The sequence below is a fragment of the Ruegeria sp. AG6 genome, assembly GCF_056541565.1.
In genome coordinates this window covers 17,736-35,518 of the sequence record NZ_JBQFYQ010000002.1, presented here as the reverse complement: position 1 = coordinate 35,518, position 17,783 = coordinate 17,736, and the positions used below count along the sequence as shown (strand labels likewise).

Here is a 17,783-nt window from a genome sequence, read left to right as displayed (position 1 = left end):
CCTAGTACATGGTTTGCGAAGCTTTTTTGGCAAACCAAAAGCGTGGGTCCTGCCCGCTACGTTTTAATCCGATAAATATCGCTTTCACACCAGAAGACTCATCGTAGCTTTTGCTAGATTTGTACTTCGTGAAATCAATTTTGAACGCGATACTGCATTTGCAGGACGCCAATGCTTCGTTAAGCCAATTGCTTTCCGCCCATAAGGTGCTTCCTTCGTTCTGATACCTGCTGCGATGATTGTCGGGGTCCCGCACCCACTCACCCCAGACTTCGCTCTTGATTGCTAGTGCGCCTTCTCGGCTATGCCATTCTCGCTTATCATCATCTGGTTTCAATTCTAGAAACTTGTTGAGATTTCGCCCTAACTTTGGGCGGGCTATTGCTCCCCGAGCAGCATACTCATCATGATCATCTATGCCTATACTCCAGTATTCAGGATCGCAGATAAGCGGAGAGAATGGCTTATTCATCCTGTGGCGATCAAAATACCCATCTGACCCGAACATAGGCAGCCAAAGATCGTGATAATCGGATTTGGAAAACTTAGCACACTGACCCACGGCCCCTCTCGTTTTGACCAGCGCAGAAGACAAGCTAACACAAACTCCATCTGGAGAGGTCCAACGACCGTAGATCGGCAGAAACGAACTTTCAGTTTCACAACCTAAACCTATTTTGTGGAACAGTGTTTCCCTGTCTTGCAGAGTTTCTTGGTCTCCGATGCGGTCGCCTAAAAATCGTTCCAATGCCTGGCTAGGAACCCGATCTTTATGGTCAGATAACCAAGAACCATCTTCGAATGAAACGTCTCGGTTTTTCAGAAATTCTTTCCAAGGGTCACTCTCTTCCCAATCGTAACTCTGTCGGATCACGGGTTTCATTCTGGCTAGAGTGGTTACAGCGTGGAGTTGTGCGTGTCTCTGAATGTGCTCCCGATAAGTTTCATACCGCTCATCGCCTCGATAGCGAGCATGACCAGGAAATTCGGACATGTTTTTAGTTTTTGGCCAACGTTTGATGATCTCAGTGGCGATTGCATCGTTGGCTTCACCGTTCGAAAGATTAAAAAGCCGAGCCACCTTGGAAACTTTGTGGTCCATAAAATCGTAGTCAAAACCAAACTCAATCCTACGGTCAATTTGCTCGGGCCAATCGGTACGCTCAATGAAACCGTGTGGTGGCACTTGGATTTCCTTCCAAAGGTCTGACAACTCGGAACTTTTGGTGCCAAGGCCTTCGACGTGTTGGATACAACGCGCAAGATGAAGCTTGTTGATCACATGTAAATCGTCTCGCTGCGCTAGCGTCAAAAGACGCGCCTTGAGCGGTCTAAGTAGACCCGCGTGATGAGGTGCTGCGCGTGACAGTCCCATTAGCAGCCATTGTTGCGCATTCATAAATGCGAAATAGTGCTCATTGGAGGCTAACGATGCGTTTTGGTCGACATCGAAGCGATCCAACAAGCGCTCAATATCTTCAACTAATCCTACATCAAGCATGGTCTTTATGCTTCTTGAAGCGTTCCAGCGAACATAGGCATCACTATCACCCAGTAAGTGCCAAATGAGATCAACGGCTACATCGATTTCATCATCTTTTCCTGCGAATGCAGGACGAAAAGCGCCTTCACCGATTTCATCTCCTACATTGGCTGCGGAGCCTGAAAGCAACTCTTCTAAGGCTGCTAGTGCAGTCTTTGCTTCGGTGTGGCTAGACAAGTTGGTTGCAATCTGAAGCCACTCGTCACCACTAAGCTCGAGGCGTTCTTTCGCTACGGTTTCCAAGACTATTTGCAAAACAAATTTTGAATCACCACACAACGTCGAAAGGCGATGGATTTGCCTAGAGATGCCCGTATATCGCAGATCAAACAACTCGGATCCTTTGAAGGCAAATAGGGTCTCTATTAACTTTCTGATACCGTTCTGTACGTGTGCCGAACTACTTCTCCACGCCTCTACGCATTCAATCATCAAGTCGAGAGTGTTATCGAATTCGAGTTCAGTAGTTTCGCAAAGGGCTTCGAGGAATCCTTTTCGTTCGCCGTAAGGGCAGGTCTCGACTATTTTTTGAAATAGTCGGTATTTGTTGTCGTATGGAAACCCTTCGAAGGATTGAACTTTTTGAAAAGCCTCGTCTAGAGACGCAGGCGAAGCAAAATTGCAATCTGCACAAATTTCAGAAATGGCGATTTCTCTAACGGCTTCATCTTTTTTCTTGCCCGATTCTTGAAGGCCACGGTTAGAGCTCGATCGATAGGAACTGTTTCTTTGTGCATTCTCGGTGTCTTGCCTTTTGCGCGCTGCATTACGCAAATCTACCAAGCGATCCCGCAATGCATCGTCGTTGACCTCTTTGTGAGCATCCACGCATTCAACAAGACTTTTCCAAAGACCTTCCCAACCGCCGAAGCTGTGTTCGCGCTCCAATTTCTCTATTATTGCAGTGAATATTGCTCTCTTATCTTCGGGGGCTGCTGCCGAAAGCAAGTCATCAAGCCCTTGGCCGACTTCCCATTCGTGCCAGCCGTGATCTTCGCAAACTGCAAGCATTATTGCAGCTCGGCGCGGGTCTAATTGACCAGCTTTGGCAAGATAGCAGGCAAATTGTGGCAAACCGTACGAATAGTCCACAACGTCCTGATCATTCCAGCGCATCAATTTATAGAACGCAGGAAAGCCAATAGAAGTAGAAGCGGCTCTCCCAAACAATGCCCATCCAAACTTGGAAGGTTCATGCTGGAAAATAGTTTGGCAGAGCCCCATGAACCGATGTGAGAGTTCAGGCTTGACGAAACCTCCGTGCTGCTTTTCGGCAAAGCGCATAGCCGAGTAAATCAGATCATGATCGTCGCCGCCCATCTGATCGAGTTGAGCCAGACCTTGAGCATAGTAAGACTTTGCTTCATCAACGCTCAACGAAAGCAATGAGATGGCTAACTCGCGATATGACTCGCCCCGTTGTTCGATATTGTCATCCGATACAATTTCGCCTGCAAGCTTGGCAGCGTAACTTCCGACGATGTCGGATAAGTTAGTTTTCCGTGCCAAAAGTGTCAGAACACTCAGCTTGTCACTCACTGAAAACCTATTGGATTCGATGATTTCAATTAGCTCTTTTGCTTCATTCTCTTTGACGAATTCGCAATGGCGCAAAATGGTCTTTGCAAGACCGATGCCGACGTGGCGCGCGACATTGTCCCGACCTGTTTCAGTTCTCCAGTGCACATTGGGTCTCAACGTAGGCTTCCAAGTAGCCAAAAACTCCATCAAGACATCGTTGGAAATCGGTTTTTTGCTGAGAACGCAATTTTCAATTGGTTTGACCAACTTCAAAACATACGAAACACCTTTTACGATCTCGTCTCGCTCTTGGCTTGAAAATTTTTTGCGTTTTTCGGGCTGTTTTAATTTTCGACCTCTCTCGTGGGTCTTTGTGGTGACAAGGCCATCAAGATATTCTCTCAATTCTGCATCCGAACCAATTGACCTAGTCTTCCGCCCTATCTTTAATTCGTCCGGCATAAAGTTGTGAAATGACAATTGTTTGCCGGAAGACCAAGCCGCCAAACACGAGGATTGGACAGGCATCCATACCCTGTTCAAACCATGTCGCTCTCCATAATCGTAGCTTGATGGCCTTTTATGTTGATGCAAACTGAGTAGGCGCTTTGCTGATTGCCTCGAATTGACGATCAAGGCTGTTAGTGCAGCGCTTGAAATTGCGCCCTGGAGTTCCTTTTCATGATCATATTGATCTTCTGGTAGTTTCTTCTTGTAGCGAAGTACAAGGGCGCTGGCCGCACGAGAAATAGCTCTTTGTTCGTCTACCGTGAGGCCGCAATCTTGCTTAAGCAACCCAATTTGCAATGGAAGTGACAAGCATCGTTTAGATGCGGCAAAATCGGCGAGCACCGCCAAAGCGTTGCTGCCCAATGCATTTTTATGCTGACTACATAGCGCAATCAGCTTCTCAACTACTGAAATAGCAAACCTGAAGTTCCAAATTTGAATATTCCTATTTAATGAAGACAGCTCATTTCTGAGCACACTCAAAAACATGACAGCGGCAATATCAAACGCGTCAAATCCGGTCCTTTGGAACCGGGTTGTCTCATCGTCGTTGTGTAGATGCCAGTTTATCCACCCAATCGCCCGGTTTTGATGGATACGTGCCTCGTCAAAGTCTTCTATAAAACTGTAGGCAAGGGTCAATCGGGCATCTCTTGCACCCCGCCAACCAGCCCGATCATTGAATAGCCGTCGAGATGCATCTGTATCTCCTAGAAACATAGCCAAAGACGGAGATCGCCGAATAAACTGGTCGCCTCGTGCATTCGCTGAGGCAACCTGAGAAAGCTGCACAGTGAGTTTCAAAACCCGGTCTAGATTGTTGTCTCTAGTTGCAAGTGAATAAGCTGCGTAAAGGCGGGCCAGTTTTAGAATTCGGCGTCCATATTCCGTCTCAACAGAATCGGGAAACACATTTGACCCCGAGAGTTGGTAGGCCCTTTCGCTGTCACCGATCACCACAAGGAAGTGCGGCAATGACTCCGCAGCATAGATTGAGTCGTTCTGTCGTCCTTGAAGCCTTTCAGCAATGGACTGTTGAGCTGTGTACTCGCTTGCGTAGTGGTCCTTGATGTGTGTTTCTGTCGGTTCATCTCGAAAAATGGCACCGTGTTTGACCAACTCGAGCATTGGCGCAAGGTCAGAAGCGGCGCTGTTGACTTGGGACACAGACCAACCAAGGGCTGCTGCGAGTTCATCAAGCGGGATCGGTGGAGGCAGAAGCGACAATGCCGCGAAGAACTCACAAACCTCTAGGTCGTTCCAACCTGCTGTGTGTAGGTCTCGGAAAATTTTGTCGCACTTTTGCGCGATCAGCTCTTCAACTAAAATTTCCGTTTCGGGCGCGTTGTCGGAAACGTTTTTATCCCAACTCTCAACAAGATACTCAAGAACACGCGCATTTCCTCTCGACCTTGAGAACGCTATCGCAAACTCGGCGGAAGTGATTGCTTCACGCCTTGACTCAAGAAATCTCTTCGCTTCAATTTTTGAAAATGGCGCAAGCTCGACGCGCTTGACGCGACTATTGCCGACAACACTATCCATACGATGCGGGCGCGCAGTTAGCATTAGTTTAACGCCGTCAATAGGTTCTGAACTCAGTGAAGCTAGCAACAGCTTGGGAAAAGATGCCTCACCACGAATGTCAGCCTCCATCTGGGCGTTGTCGGCGGCATCTAGGACTATCAGAATTCCCTGCAAAGAAGACTGGCTTTTAATAGTTTCGGCTGCTTGGCTAAGGCGTTTTCTGGCAAGTTCGATTAAGCCGTACTGATCACTGTCTGTAGGTAGCAACGGATCACATAGTCCACGACTGGCCAGTTCGTTGACAATTTGTAGTAGGCCGATGCGTGGTAGATGGCGGGCCTGTGCCTCAGATCGATAAGCGCCGCCCCCGAAGCAGTCGAATACCACTACCTCGAGTACGCCCGTTAGATAAGCTGCAAAACTCTGTATAAAGACTGTCTTTCCTACGCCTCCTTCCGCGTGCAGAAAGACTGGTAAGTCACAGTTAAGTACTTTGTCTTTCACATCACCTAGAGCATCACGAGCAACGACTTCGCCCACATCAGCAAATCTAGTATCTGCTGGGAACAGTTGATCTTCGTCGCATTCAAGTGCATTCAGGACATCTTCGCGCCTAATCGAGTTGTTTGCTTGTCCCTCAATTTGAGATTTTTCCCGAACCAATTCTACAAGTGCAAAAAGCCGTTTTGCGGCTTGCCCGGTCGAGTTGGCGGACCAGTCGCTAACAGTCCGTCTTAGGGAACGATTTTGGGTAGGTAGGTCATTCGTCCCGGCTCGAAACTCGATCAGCGGAAATATGTCTTCCGCATCTGTTTGTTCTTCTTTGCACCAGGTTTCCAAAAATTGAAGCTGGCTCTTTGCGCCTTTAGTCGAAGTTGGTTCTCCAGTCTTCAGACAGCGGATAGCTTGCCAGAGATCGTCTGAAAACTCAGCATTTGTCACAAAGCCGAACGATAACTTCTGAGCAACTTCTTGCGTATCCACCTTTGCCTTAAAGCTTCGCAGTGTAGCGGAAAACTTTTTGATTGTTTTTTTCAGATAAGATGAAGTGACCGGCTCAGCTGCTTCTTTGTATTTAAACTGCAATATTTGTTGTGAGGAGCATGTTTCAAAGTTGTCACCACCGCCATAGTACAAGATGAGGTCGGCGATATCTTCTGCTTCTGAGCCCAGGTTTAAGCTTTCGGTCGGCGAAAGCCCTTCAACGACAATGGCAAAAAGATCGTCTTTGGGAAAAACCAACTGAAGCGCTCGCCTAGCCGCCCACCGCTCGTGGAAGGTGTGTCCTGCGCGTGATGCTCTTACAGTATCAATATTCTTTTTTACTTTGGTCACGGTATTCTTTGATTCTCCAAATTCTCTATTTTTCACAATATATTGGCGATCATTGTTGAGCTACCGCATAATATAGAGCCAACGAACCTCAGAAGTTGAGGCATCCGCAGGTTTTGGTAAGCCTTTCCAGAACAATACTCACAAGTCTCTTCAGTCATAAGTTGATAATGCTTCGACACAAGTGCTTGACGAAACCGGGCGCATCCAGCAGATTGATGTCGGCCTTCAGTGCATGCCGGTGTGTCCGCCACGCAAAGCTTCGCAGCACTTTCCTTAAAACATGAAAGTTCCAGCCCAGTTGTGGGGTCTGGTTAGTAGCGGACACCTAGTCGGATCCCGAATTGGAAATGGATCATGACAATGAAAAACGAAATCATCACACTCAAGACGCTCGCAAAACGATATGCGCGGGCAAACCGCATTCCCCAGTACGAAGCGCTCAACGCGATTGCTACCGCGTTAAATTTTACGCATTGGACGGGACTTGCAAGCAAGGCGAAACAGGGTTGGATGCCGAGCGACGAACAAATGGCGCAGGCCGAGGCGTTTGTCCTCCAATCTCATCCAGGCGCAGATGAAAAAGAAAGCTTCATCGACAGGAGCTTCGCCCGTCCGGTTGATGAACCGGTTAGGGAAGGTAAGATCGGTGATCACGCCTATCGGGTCTTTGAATCCTTCGGTGACCTACGCATGGAAGGTGACGGATGGCGCATTCTTGTCGGCGAAGCGCAATTTTCCCAGCCAGTCGTCGAAATCGAAAAACCGCATGCCGACACAAGCCCAGTGCGCAAAGGCGCCTTTCTGGACGCAGCATTAGTAATTGCCGATGAAGAAGCGGCGAAGGTTCGCGCGGGGATTTCTTCGGACTGGCCGAGACGTTCTACAAAACCCGATGCCGAAGGTGTCGTGGTTCATCCGTTATTCGGGGGGAAGTCCTCCGAATGGTATTGCCTACATTGCGACGGTAAGATTACAGGCGCACGGCTCGCAGAAAATCTCTGGCACTGTCCTGGTTGCGGCGCATCGCCCATCAACATCTCTTCCGAGCCAGCGTGGCTGGATGGCTCCGATGTGGAACCCAAGCCTGTTAAGAGTCCATCGACACAGCAGCGGCCTGAGCCCGAGGTTAAAGTGGTGGATTCAAGACCGACACTGACCTTGGGTGAAGACAATATCTCATTGTTTCTGCGCACAGCGCTACTTGAGGATGCCGTGACGCCCGCAGAGCGGATCGGTGCTCAACTCGCCGAGATTTATGTCGATGAAGACGGTGACGCCTGTATTGTTCTAGATGAAGACTTATGGCCTGAATCCAAAGACCCCGAAGCTGCAATCGCCGTGGCCGATGTGCTAGGCGTGGAACTGGACCTGAATGCTACCTGCATGACCTTTCCCTTTGCTTGGCCAAGCTTGGGGCATGCGACAACCAGCACGCGGGACTATGTCCAGATGTTGTTGGACGCTCACCAAGAGCACGGTGTTATTCATCGCGAAAGTGACTGATCTTTGGCTCACCCTCAGATCAAAATGAGGGTGGGCCATCATTCGGGAGCTTAACGACGAAGTTCTTGGGCTGGCTGTAAAGAAGCGATCGCTTGACCTGGCGGTTCGATAGGCCGGTCAGTTCCATGACCTCTTTCTTGAACGGCTGGAAGTCGTCATAGGACACACGTCCATCGACCATCACCTGGTCGATCACCTTGCGCGGATCGAGTGCATACTTGAACACACCTTTCGGGTGCTTGGTATCGCCTCGTTCGAAGTAGATTAGTCTGACTTCGTTCTCATGCTTGTATGCGCGGCGTTTTGCAAGCAAGGATCGTGCCACGGAATCCGATGTGATCCCGTCCTTGAACACAGTGCTTCCTAATTCCCACAGCCGCTTCTCGCCCATGTACTCCACGCGCCCGATGAAACAGGATACGTGCGCCCAGTCGCCTTGTGACGCACTCAAACTCTCGATCAGACGGCCAACAGTTGTTCGCACACGTACGGCATCGCTGTTGCGCGAGTAGATTTGCCACATGGCATCCGATGCCGTTTCAAGTGTCCAGCACTGTCCATAAACATCCCCGTGAAATCCGAAAGTCCCACGTTCGCCGTTCGAACTCCGAACTTCTGATCTGAGAATTACATTCTCAAACGGGTCGTCCCACATTGTCGGAAGCACGAGCGCATTCTGATTTTCCTGATATAATTCAAAAAACCTATTGCGTGGGAAAATCCTGTAAATGCGAGTCTTTGGCCCGATTTTCTTTCCAAATATGTTCATTTCATCTCATCAATTTTTTTTGAGTATACTATGTCATGGCGCTTCCGTCATGGACGGATGGGGCTGTTGTGAACCGAGCCAGCCTGCGGCGGTCTCGGCGATCCGGCGTCAATCCCTTGTGCGTAAAATACCAGCCCTGACAGGCTAACAATCTTTTTCTGTTTGGCGCCTGCGGCGCCGCCTTCCGTCAAGTCCAAAGCATCCACATTGGCTACTCGCAGGAGAGCTTTGCCCATGCAGTGGAGCTGGACCGGACATATATTGGTGGAATTGAGCGCGGGGAGAGAAATCCCGGTCTCAAAACCGTCATCAAAATCGCCGACGCTCTGAATCTTGATGTCGCGGACCTCTTCCGGTTGAAAGATTAAGCCGCGCCTTCCTGGAGCCGACATGTCTACACCGGCTTCCAAATGTAGATCAGGTGCTACCACTCCTCTTTCTCGGCACCTCTCGTGGTCGCAGAGACAGTTCAGCGCGGTAGCCCTGTGTTGTGGTCGTCTGAGCTTACAACGCGGCGAGGGCGTAACCGCCGCAAGGCATTTCCCTCTCCCGGAAGCGTCTGTTTCACCACTTAAGTTAATAGCAGAATTGAACATTCACGCAGTGCGCTCCTAACGTAAGTTAATAATCAAAACTAACCTTGAAAATCATGTGTTTACGGGGCGTTTGGGGTCGGATTGCCTCTTGATTACCCGGCGGAGATGCCCGTAGATTCGGGGTCGTTGGAACGTTCGTTTCAGCATCAGCATAAACGCCAGTCCCGTAGGGAGGCCACGAGCCATGGATGCCAACAAAATGCGTCAGCAGATTGTGAAACTGCATCTCGGGATGGCTCAGACCACGATCACCGAGCTCGCCGAGAGCATCGGGTATAGTCGTTCGGCGGTGTCGAACGTGCTTGTCGGGCGCAGGCGGTCGGCGGAGATCGAAGCAGCCGTAGCCGATCGCACAGGATTTCGTGTCGAAGACCTGTGGCCGGCGGCCGACTCTGGAAAGAAGGGTGAGGTGAAGCGATGATCTAGAAAATAGAAAAGCCCCGAGAGCGGACTCTCGAGGGCCTTCACGTCATTTGGAAACTGACACTCAGAAGGTCTCTTGATTCCCCTCAAATGTCAAGTCTGGCGGCCGGGTCTTTTGACCCGACTGGTCGAGCTCGGCCGCCTTCCATCATTCGACAAGAGGAGTGGTGCGGTTCACCTTGACCCAATTGGTCAGGGAGCGATCCCGCACAGCATCAAAACACATGGAAAAAGAATTCTTCTTGGCCCCTCGGGCCAATCGTGCATCACGCAATATGTCAGAGCGCTCGCGTGAGCGTACTTTCGTGGAGACCGGCGCATTTCGTCCCAATGGGGGTGAAAGTCAGAAAGTCGTGTTCGACAGCCTTCGTGAGTTTGACACCTTCACCACGACAACAGCTCTATACCCCGTGGCTGACATGGTTGAGCAGCCATCTGCCATTGACTACGTCGATGCTGATGGTCGCAGGCGTCGGAAGGTAATCGACCAAGTCTACACGCTAAAGGACGGAACCAGAATCGCCGCCGAGATTAAGTCGGCAGAACGCGCCAGAGCTCAGAACCTTGAAGAGAAACTAGGTTATGTGGCGGCGGCAATGCCAGACGATTTTGCTGATTATCTGGTGCTGATCACAGAGGAAAACTACGACCAGTGGGAGGCGCTGAATGCACGGCGCCTATTTGCCTACCGGCGTGAGGATGACCCGGAGGCGGCTGCAATAATCGCAGAGCTTGCGCCTGAGATCGATCTGCCGGTCACGATCCGCGAGTTGGTTGCGAGAGCTGCTATTGGCGGCAGAGCCTGGCCGGAAATATTCAAGGCAATCTACGCCGGTGTCCTGCGACCGATACAGGACGGGGTTATCGATCTCGACATGCTGGTCGAGGGAGGCGTGCAATGACTGATATCATTCGTCTCGAGCCCTATTCGCAGATTCAGCAAGGCGGCGTCCCAAGCCTCTTGCTAGAGCAAGGCCCCCTAGGGGTTATTCTCAGTCGCTGGAGTGAAGGAGAAATTGTCTTTGACGAGCTTACCTATGATGAGATCAATGAAGGTCTGAAGACCGGTAACATCACCATTCGTGATGGCTATCACAGTGAAGAGGCTGCCCGTCAGCGCGTGCGGTTTGCGGATCAGATTGTCACCCATCTGCCGGCAAAACTGCGCGCAACGGTCTTCTTTCGCCAAGCTTGGTGCGATCTTTTCCTGGATGCAGAGGCCCGAGGAGAGATAGGTCGACATTGGGAGGATGTCGAGATCTGGATAGCCAATGCAGCGGTGGCAGTTGCGAAGCAGATACCACAGACCCAAAGTTCTGCCGGGAGGCGTAAATACGGAGGCAAAAAACGATCGCGAGCTGAAATTGACTCGCCAGGCTCTTCCGCCTTGCTGCGTTGGGTCCGCGCTTATGAGGCCAGTGGTCGGTGCGTTCTAGCGCTCATAGACAAGCGCTATCTGGCGGGACGGACGAAGGTCAAATTTGGTCCCGAGAGCGCTGCCCTGCTTCGCAAATGCGCGGATCGATATGCGAGCTTCAAGCGCCCGTCGAAGAAGAGCGTTATTCGCCAGACAAAACGAGCATTCCGGCTGGCGAATGCGTACCGGATCGATCGTGGCCTGCCGCCTTTGGCCGTTCCCGCAGAAAGTACAATCTACAGGGAGATATGTCGTCTTGAGCCCTATCATGTGATGTGCCAGCGCCAGGGGCTGGAAGCGGCCAACCGACACTTTGCAATCATCGGTGAGGGTCTGAACGTCCTGCGGCCCGGAGAGAGGTTGGAAATCGATGAGTGGAAGGTCGATCTGATCACCTTCTTTGCCGAGGCTGGCGTCTTCGGTCATCTGACAGAGGAGCAGATCAAAGTGTTGCCCAAAGGGCGACGCTGGATCTATGTCGTGATCGATGTGCGAACGCGACTGATCCTCTCGGTGAAGGTTTGCGCGACCCCGAATACCGAAGATGCGATCGCGGCACTGGACCTGGCAACCCGGGATAAGAGTGATCTTGCCCGTCTTTTCGGCTGCGCGCTTCCAGACTGGCCGGGCACTGGTTTTGAAACCGTCGCCTCAGATCAAGGGGCGGCCTTTGCGAACTTTGACTTCAGAGGTGCTGTGACGGACCTTCGGGGAACGGTCATGTTCCCGCCAGCAGGTGTGCCTAAGCTCCGTGGGCACATTGAGCGCTGCTTCAGGACCTTCGGCGTGGAGCTGATGGAGTGTTTGAGCGCACGCACCTATTCGAACATCGTCGAAAAAGGTGATTTTGTGCCTGAAGATTATGCTGCGCTTGCTGATGACGAGTTGACCCGGATCCTGGTTCGCTTTGTTGTCGATGTTTACAACAACAAGCCGCACGGGGGCATCGGTGGACAGACCCCGCTGAACTGCTGGCGGGAATTGTGCTCGACCGTTGGCAAGCCCCGCCCTCCGAGCCGGGTTGAGCGCCTCGGCGCCTTCGGTCGGAAATATACCCGGAGCATTTCCGGGCGTGGGGTTCGCTTTGCGGGCATCTTCTACACCTGTGAGATGGTCCGGCACCATTTCCTGGCCAGTCCCGATCTCGAGGTTGAAATCCGGGTGGATCATCAGGACCTTGGCCTTATTGAGGTCAATCTCGATGGTGTCTGGGTTGTCGCCCGCCCCCTGGCAAAAGGGTTTGATGGTCTGTCGCTGGATCTGTGGACCGAGGCCTGCAGCAATCTGCGCCGCCGTTTTGAGGCGGAGGCAGAACTGACGCAGGATGTCATTGATCAGGCATTCGCAGACTTCTCGGAGGAGGATCGCGCTGCCTCTCAACGGCTCGGGCTCTCAGCGCTTGCTCCGACAAAAGCCGATGTTGAGCTCAATCGGGAGCATCTCTGGCTTGGACTGGATGTCGTGGCGGGCATCACCCCCACAGTTTCCAGGAAAAAACGAGGTCTCCTTGACGGTGTGATCGCTAAGGCTGAGTTGGCGCCACCGCAGCTGCCGGAGATCCCTCCTAGGGAAGATGACGAGGAGAAGATCATGCCGATCTCACGTCCGCGCTGGCGTATGGAGAACGGGCAATGACACATATGTCCCGTGAGGAGGTCAGCCACATCGTGGCTGACCTTGAACACCGCTTTATCGCCCATGACACTTATCTGGAACTTCGGGATCAGGTTGATGATATTCTCTTTCGGCGCAAAGCGCATACAGCTGCTGGCCGGGTGACAGCGCAGCGCGGCATTGTTGTCATTGGCAATGCAGGTGCTGGCAAGAGTTTTGGCATTGAACATCTTCTGCAGAAGCATCCGCATTTGGCTTATGGAAAACCATATCAACAGGCGTTGACTGTGCGTCTGGCGTCAGAAGCGACGATAAAAGGTGTCGGTCTCGATACGCTCAAAGCATATGGATATGAGAGCAAGGGATCGCGGACAGGGCATTCGATCTGGCGGCAGGTGATGCATCAGGCGCGCTCCCATAAGACGCTTTTTCTGCATTTTGACGAAGCGCAGCATATCCTGAGGACCAAGTCGAAATCTGAGTTTGATCAGGTGATGCTGGTCTGGAAATCGTGCCTGGAATACGCTGAGTGGCCGGTTAGCCTAATCCTCAGTGGCACCTGCGAACTGCTGGATCTGATCAACCGGGATGAACAGCTCAGCCGGCGGTTTGAGCCCGTGCATTTTGCGCCCATGAGCTATGCCGCCCATGGGCATGAGGTGATAGGCGTGCTGGGTGCCTATCTCGATGCGGCAAAACTGTCGCGCGGCAAAACGCTTGAGACATCGGCATTCGCGCGACGACTGCTGCATGCGGCCCGCTACGAGTTCGGGTCGAAAATTGGGCTGATCATATCGGCTATCAAACTAGCATTGCGCGACGGGAACCAAACCCTTGAACAAAGTCACTTCGCGGGTGCCTATCGGAAACAGAAGCGCTGTGTTGATGCATTGAACCCATTCATTGCTGAGAATTTCCGCTCCATTAAGACGGGTCAGCTCCTCAGCGGCGCAGAGCTTGAAGCGTCAGGCGCAACCAAGAGGGGGGCTGCATAATGCAGGTATTGCCGATCCTCATCCCATTGATGTCGGGGGAGACCCCGGCATCCTTCGCATCCCGCCTGGCCTGGGCGAATGGTATTTCCTTTGCCTCGGAGTTCTGCACCGATCAAGGCTTTACGCTTCAGGCCATCGCTGACGGCGATGAACGGGCCCTTTCGATCCTCGCCCAGCTCGGCAAAGTGGAACTTGCTCAACTGATGCGTGGTGTTGTTCGCAAAGTGTCGACCGGGCAGTACCGGCTGGCCGGGCAACTTATCGAGAAACGCTGGATCACGCGCAGGCGTCTGCGGCTCTGTCCTGAGTGTGTCGCGGACGACATCATGACAGACACTGGTGGTGGTGCTGCGCAACGATGTGCCTGGCATGTGCCTTCGATCCGAACATGCCACCACCACCAGGTCAGGCTGTATGAAGACGACAGTTATTCACATAGCCGAGGACCCCATGATTTTGCCGGGCGTATCCGAGATCTCAATCTGGGGGCGGATCAGGTGAGAGAGCTGGGTGCATGGCAGGTCCCAACAGGTCTGGAAGACTATCTCACCCGCCGGTTAGCGGGTGAAAAACAGGGCACATGGCTCGACAATATCGGGTTTGGTGCGGTTGCGCTTGGCGCCGAGATCTTCGGAGTTGTCGATCTGTTTGGTGTCGATGCAAAGCTGAAGCACTTATCCGATAATGAGAAGCGTCGTGCAGGTGCGCGGGGTTTTGAGCTCCTGTCCGAAGGCGAGGAAGGGCTGTTTCGCCTGCTGAGGCGACTGCATCGTGAGGCCGGTTCCCCCATATCACTTTCGCGCAGAAACTACGGCTGCCTGTTCAACTGGCTGGAGCAATCCCATGCGGAGCAATACGAGCCCTTGCGGGATCTTGTCAGGAGGTTCTTCGTCGAGACTTATCCCATTGGAAAAGGCGAGCTGGTGCTTGGTAAAGCCTGCACAAGCCGACGTGTCCACAGCGTTGAAACGTTGCGTCGGGATCTGGTGCTGGGGCGTCGTCAGACAATTGAACTGCTTGGTGCAAACGGGTTTCTAAAGCCGGAGGGTCAAGCAGGGAACCCAGCGAAAGGTGTTGTCTTCGATGCACAGGCATTGGCACCACTGGTCAAAAGTTTTGCCGGGGCAATATGTCAGGTGGCGGCTCAGAAAAAGATCAATGCGCCGAGGGCGCAGTTTGGTGCTCTGGTTGCAGGTGGGATCATCAGACCCATCGCAGGCTCCCCTGTCGGGAGACCATACTACGATGAAGGGCAACTCGATGTGTTCCTTGCCTGTATTGTGCCACGCACACCGGTGGCAAAAGCGGATGGGCTAGTCGGTATTCAGTCCGTCTGCCGCAAAGCTGTTGCTGGTGCAGTCGATGTGGTGCGACTGATCCAGAATGGCGAACTGAAGACTGTGGTCAGGGATGCCGAACAAGATGGGTATCTATCGGTGCTTCTGGATCCGGCGGAAGTCGCTGAGGCGTTGCGCCTGATCAAACCGGAAGGATATCTGCGATCGACCCTGGCGGGGTTCCTCGGTGTCAACGCATCTGCCCTCCGCCATCTGGTGGACACAGGTCATCTCAAACTGGTTCGGGCGCGTCATCCGGTGTCCCGCAAGTCGGTACAGGTGGTGCCGTATAGCTCTGTAGACCGGTTTCTGGAGCGCTATATTCCTGCAAAGCACTATGCGGAGTTTTTGGGGAGCAGCACCCGGAAAGTCGGCGACCAGCTCATAAGGGAGCGGGTTCCGTTTATCCAAATGCCGGAAGAGTGTGGTGGACGCATATTCAGGCGGAGTGAGGTGACCTCCGGCGTGGAAGAACTGGCCAATCGCCTCCCGCTCTCGCATGATGAAATTGCCTGGCCGGAGTTGTGAAGGTGTTGAGATGAGCAGAGAAAGCAAATTCCTGAGTTTGGTGCTTCGGCACAAACCTGAAGAGATTGGTCTTCAGCTCGACAGGCATGGCTGGGTTCGCGTTGAAGACCTGCTGCGGAAGCTGAAGAAAGCCAACCGCAAGCTAAGCCGCGACGAACTCATTCAGCTTGTTGAGAGCAACGATAAGAAACGCTTCACCCTGTCTGATGATGGTCAGCGCATTAGGGCAGCTCAAGGGCACTCAATTGATGTGAATCTGGGCCTGGAACCCCAACGCCCACCTGACGAGCTGTACCATGGCACGGCCAGCGCAAATTTGGACGCGATATTTTCCGATGGGTTGAACCCCGGACGCCGTAAGCAGGTCCACCTTTCGCTTGATCCCGATACAGCTGAACGCGTCGGGCAACGACACGGCAAGCCGGTTGTTTTACGTGTCGAAGCACAGCGCATGTTCAAGGATGGGTTTGAGTTTTTCCGCGCCGACAACGGTGTTTGGCTCACTGACAAGGTGCCCGCAACCTATTTGGGTTTCGGTAGGGTCGCGGAGCCGTAACAGATCACGTGGCCGGTTGGTTTGCGTTTTATTCGCAGGCAGACAGGCCAAGCGCTAGCGTGCCAAAGCCCTTATCAATTCAAGTTTGGAGCTAATACAAAATGCAATCAGACAAAGAATACACCCTTTCAGAATGGCCCGTGCTCGAAAAAATATCTGCTCGTACGACACCTGATCGTACCCTCGACTCTTATAATGTCATTTTGCTTTACGAGGTCGTGGCGACTGATGATGATTGGGCCGCAATGGATCAGGAAGAGTATGAGTTTGCAAAGGCACTCCTTGCATCACGGCACCGCCGTCATCCACTTCCTTCGTCCCCATTCAAAGCGACTTGCCCTCATTGTTCGGAGGTCGTGGTTAGTTGGCACACACTCTGTGTTGATGTGCCGAAAGGCGAGAAGCGAGGTCTGGTATTCTGCGGATGCGGGCGGACAGGCGCAGATAGTGCCGACGTAGAAGGCGTAGGGCGGATCATTGGTGGCTAAAATGACGGTCCGCTGCTGTAAAAAAAGGTGATGCATTGTGTTTTTGGTCAACAAAGCGCGATGACGTCATCATGGTAGTGTTGATTTCGCTCTTCTATTAGAAGCAAGCGCAGAAAACGCCGGGCCATCGGACAGCCACCCAGCCATTCTCAGCACAGAAAGCTGAGGTGTCCGTCAGATCAAGTCTGAAGTTTTACACGTTAAGCACGAAGCCTGGTATCCCAGATGTTATCCATGCTTAAGTGCGCAACTATTACGCTTCTAGATTTCCCCAGCCGCCTGAATTATTGTATCTTGACCTCCAGTGAAGGTAGATCGCTGATGGTGCTCACCGGGCCACCGCAATCCAAAGGATACTATGCCACTACAACGACCGGAAACTTGCGTCGAACTCACTTCTTTTTTAGCTGCATAACGAGCATCCCGTTCGGGAAGTTGCGCAGAAGGAAGTTGTCTGTCTCGACGACTCCAGCTGTGTAACGCATGTCGCCTGGTTGATTTCCTGCGGCGCACTGGTTTACCGACCCACCTTGTCCCTTGATAGCGGAATTAAAGGCGATGAGTTGCGTGTTGGAGTCTATCCCGGTGCCATGCAGCCCCATAACTGTAACGATATGACCGGATGAATAATTCGAGCCGTTCATAGAGGAGACGCTGGTCAAAACAGTGTTGATCGCCCCACCTGTTGCCGTTGCTATCAAGTTGCCCAGATCGTTGCTGAGCGTCGTATTCTGCCGTACATCCGCCATCCATTGCAACAGATCGGGTTCGTATTTTAGTTCGAACGTGTAGACGCCTCCGGTCAGTTGCTCCATTGCCTTGGGCCAATTGGAATGCAGGTAAGGGTTTGCATTGTCCATGCTTTCAAGAATCTGGCGAAAGTCGGCTTCTAGCGTGCGTAGTTCTTCGAATGTTTCGATTGGGAATGCCGGGTCCTGAGCTGCAGCCAACGCAAGAACGGAGGCGTAGCTTTGGCAGGTGTTGGACTGTGCCTGTGGTTTAGCCCCTTGATAGAGGTCCAACGCTTGAGCGGCCGGGCTCAACAACAGCGAGAGGGCCGTAGCGACTGTGAGATGCAGTTTGAATGTCATGTCTCTGATCCTTCCAAGTACTATGATGTT

11 protein-coding genes are annotated in these 17,783 nt (G+C 52.2%); 7 read left to right on the top strand and 4 right to left on the bottom strand.

The window, feature by feature from the left end:
* Position 1: 1 nt before the first annotated feature.
* Positions 2–6,436, bottom strand: a complete 6,435-nt coding sequence (locus tag ACR0I0_RS07405; RefSeq protein WP_480490797.1) for a hypothetical protein — start codon at positions 6,434–6,436, stop codon at positions 2–4.
* A gap of 354 nt (positions 6,437–6,790) precedes the next feature.
* Here ACR0I0_RS07405 and ACR0I0_RS07400 point away from each other — a divergent pair, with 354 nt between their 5' ends.
* Positions 6,791–7,939: a hypothetical protein gene (locus ACR0I0_RS07400; protein WP_480490796.1), complete on the top strand. Its 1,149-nt coding sequence runs from the start codon at positions 6,791–6,793 to the stop codon at positions 7,937–7,939.
* Between the two features lie 19 nt (positions 7,940–7,958).
* Here the strand turns inward: ACR0I0_RS07400 and ACR0I0_RS07395 are convergent, their stop codons facing one another.
* Together ACR0I0_RS07395 and ACR0I0_RS07390 are read right to left on the bottom strand one after the other, a co-directional pair.
* Complete coding sequence (locus ACR0I0_RS07395) at positions 7,959–8,708, bottom strand: hypothetical protein (protein ID WP_480490795.1); 750 nt, start codon at positions 8,706–8,708, stop codon at positions 7,959–7,961.
* A gap of 47 nt (positions 8,709–8,755) precedes the next feature.
* A complete protein-coding gene (locus tag ACR0I0_RS07390) occupies positions 8,756–9,100 on the bottom strand; it encodes a hypothetical protein (protein ID WP_480490793.1) in 345 nt (114 codons plus the stop codon).
* Positions 9,101–9,488: 388 nt separating this feature from the next.
* Between ACR0I0_RS07390 and ACR0I0_RS07385 the strand changes: the two genes are divergently transcribed.
* From ACR0I0_RS07385 to ACR0I0_RS07360, 6 genes are all read left to right on the top strand, one after another.
* On the top strand, positions 9,489–9,725 hold the full coding sequence (locus ACR0I0_RS07385) for a helix-turn-helix domain-containing protein (protein ID WP_480490792.1): 237 nt from the start codon (positions 9,489–9,491) through the stop codon (positions 9,723–9,725).
* 226 nt (positions 9,726–9,951) lie between these two features.
* The gene (locus ACR0I0_RS07380) at positions 9,952–10,629 is read left to right on the top strand and encodes a hypothetical protein (protein ID WP_480490790.1); all 678 of its coding nucleotides are present in this window, start codon (positions 9,952–9,954) and stop codon (positions 10,627–10,629) included.
* Positions 10,626–12,779, top strand: a complete 2,154-nt coding sequence (locus ACR0I0_RS07375) for a hypothetical protein (RefSeq protein WP_480490789.1) — start codon at positions 10,626–10,628, stop codon at positions 12,777–12,779. The genes ACR0I0_RS07380 and ACR0I0_RS07375 overlap by 4 nt, the downstream gene beginning before the upstream one ends.
* On the top strand, positions 12,776–13,753 hold the full coding sequence (locus ACR0I0_RS07370; protein WP_480490788.1) for a TniB family NTP-binding protein: 978 nt from the start codon (positions 12,776–12,778) through the stop codon (positions 13,751–13,753). Before ACR0I0_RS07375 ends, ACR0I0_RS07370 begins: the two co-directional genes overlap by 4 nt.
* Positions 13,753–15,618 (top strand): TniQ family protein, encoded by a 1,866-nt coding sequence (locus ACR0I0_RS07365; protein ID WP_480490787.1) that lies wholly within the window; start codon positions 13,753–13,755, stop codon positions 15,616–15,618. Before ACR0I0_RS07370 ends, ACR0I0_RS07365 begins: the two co-directional genes overlap by 1 nt.
* A gap of 10 nt (positions 15,619–15,628) precedes the next feature.
* Entirely contained in the window at positions 15,629–16,174 is a 546-nt protein-coding gene (locus ACR0I0_RS07360; protein ID WP_480490785.1) for an RNA 2'-phosphotransferase, read from the top strand.
* An 880-nt stretch (positions 16,175–17,054) separates the two neighbouring features.
* Here ACR0I0_RS07360 and ACR0I0_RS07355 read toward each other — a convergent pair.
* Entirely contained in the window at positions 17,055–17,753 is a 699-nt protein-coding gene (locus ACR0I0_RS07355) for a hypothetical protein (RefSeq protein WP_480490784.1), read from the bottom strand.
* Between the last annotated feature and the right edge of the window lie 30 nt (positions 17,754–17,783).

Bases quoted from the DNA above. Each gene is read 5' to 3' on its own strand.
- ACR0I0_RS07400 (WP_480490796.1), top strand. From the start codon at position 6,791: ATGACAATGAAAAACGAAATCATCACACTCAAGACGCTCGCAAAACGA.
- ACR0I0_RS07395 (WP_480490795.1), bottom strand. From the start codon at position 8,708: ATGAACATATTTGGAAAGAAAATCGGGCCAAAGACTCGCATTTACAGG.
- ACR0I0_RS07390 (WP_480490793.1), bottom strand. From the start codon at position 9,100: ATGTCGGCTCCAGGAAGGCGCGGCTTAATCTTTCAACCGGAAGAGGTC.
- ACR0I0_RS07385 (WP_480490792.1), top strand. From the start codon at position 9,489: ATGGATGCCAACAAAATGCGTCAGCAGATTGTGAAACTGCATCTCGGG.
- ACR0I0_RS07380 (WP_480490790.1), top strand. From the start codon at position 9,952: ATGGAAAAAGAATTCTTCTTGGCCCCTCGGGCCAATCGTGCATCACGC.
- ACR0I0_RS07375 (WP_480490789.1), top strand. From the start codon at position 10,626: ATGACTGATATCATTCGTCTCGAGCCCTATTCGCAGATTCAGCAAGGC.
- ACR0I0_RS07370 (WP_480490788.1), top strand. From the start codon at position 12,776: ATGACACATATGTCCCGTGAGGAGGTCAGCCACATCGTGGCTGACCTT.
- ACR0I0_RS07365 (WP_480490787.1), top strand. From the start codon at position 13,753: ATGCAGGTATTGCCGATCCTCATCCCATTGATGTCGGGGGAGACCCCG.
- ACR0I0_RS07360 (WP_480490785.1), top strand. From the start codon at position 15,629: ATGAGCAGAGAAAGCAAATTCCTGAGTTTGGTGCTTCGGCACAAACCT.
- ACR0I0_RS07355 (WP_480490784.1), bottom strand. From the start codon at position 17,753: ATGACATTCAAACTGCATCTCACAGTCGCTACGGCCCTCTCGCTGTTG.